The sequence below is a fragment of the Streptomyces sp. NPDC104307 genome, from assembly GCF_055584045.1.
This window is the reverse complement of the sequence record NZ_JBVJMU010000039.1, coordinates 1,956-3,375: the sequence shown is the minus strand read 5'-3', so window position 1 is coordinate 3,375 and position 1,420 is coordinate 1,956. Positions and strand designations below refer to the sequence as shown.

General features: G+C 56.5%; 1 rRNA gene. It reads right to left on the bottom strand.

What is annotated here, in order from left to right:
- Nucleotides 1-1,272 (bottom strand): 23S ribosomal RNA (locus ACZ601_RS39040); the annotation flags it as partial.
- Nucleotides 1,273-1,420: the final 148 nt, after the last annotated feature.

Sequence of the window (1,420 nt, the reverse complement as noted above, 5' to 3'; positions counted from 1 at the left end):
AATGACACGACTTCGGCGGTACGCTTGAGCCCCGCTACATTGTCGGCGCGGAATCACTTGACCAGTGAGCTATTACGCACTCTTTCAAGGGTGGCTGCTTCTAAGCCAACCTCCTGGTTGTCTCTGCGACTCCACATCCTTTCCCACTTAGCGTACGCTTAGGGGCCTTAGTCGATGCTCTGGGCTGTTTCCCTCTCGACCATGGAGCTTATCCCCCACAGTCTCACTGCCGTGCTCTCACTTACCGGCATTCGGAGTTTGGCTAAGGTCAGTAACCCGGTAGGGCCCATCGCCTATCCAGTGCTCTACCTCCGGCAAGAAACACACGACGCTGCACCTAAATGCATTTCGGGGAGAACCAGCTATCACGGAGTTTGATTGGCCTTTCACCCCTAACCACAGGTCATCCCCCAGGTTTTCAACCCTGGTGGGTTCGGTCCTCCACGAAGTCTTACCTCCGCTTCAACCTGCCCATGGCTAGATCACTCCGCTTCGGGTCTAGAGCGTGCAACTCAAACGCCCTATTCGGACTCGCTTTCGCTACGGCTTCCCCACACGGGTTAACCTCGCTACACACCGCTAACTCGCAGGCTCATTCTTCAAAAGGCACGCAGTCACGACTGCATGTGCAAGCACATACAGCGACGCTCCCACGGCTTGTAGGCACACGGTTTCAGGTACTATTTCACTCCGCTCCCGCGGTACTTTTCACCATTCCCTCACGGTACTATCCGCTATCGGTCACCAGGGAATATTTAGGCTTAACGGGTGGTCCCGCCAGATTCACACGGGATTTCTCGGGCCCCGTGCTACTTGGGTGTCTCTTAAACGAGCCGTTAATGTTTCAGCTACGGGGGTCTTACCCTCTACGCCGGACCTTTCGCATGTCCTTCGCCTACATCAACGGTTTCTGACTCGTCTCACAGCCGGCAGACTATGAAAAAGAGATCCCACAACCCCGCATGCGCAACCCCTGCCGGGTATCACACGCATACGGTTTGGCCTGATCCAGTTTCGCTCGCCACTACTCCCGGAATCACGGTTGTTTTCTCTTCCTGAGGGTACTGAGATGTTTCACTTCCCCTCGTTCCCTCCACACTGCCTATGTGTTCAGCAGCGGGTGACAGCCCATGACGACTGCCGGGTTTCCCCATTCGGACACCCCCGGATCAAAGCTTGGTTGACAGCTCCCCGGGGCCTATCGTGGCCTCCCACGTCCTTCATCGGTTCCTGGTGCCAAGGCATCCACCGTGCGCCCTTAAAAACTTGGCCACAGATGCTCGCGTCCACTGTGCAGTTCTCAAACAACGACCAGCCACCCGTCACACACCACATAAGCGGTGCTTTACCGGGGCCGGCAACCGAAGGACGACCTTTACGGCCGTACCTTCAGATACCCAACAGCGTGCCCGACCCGATC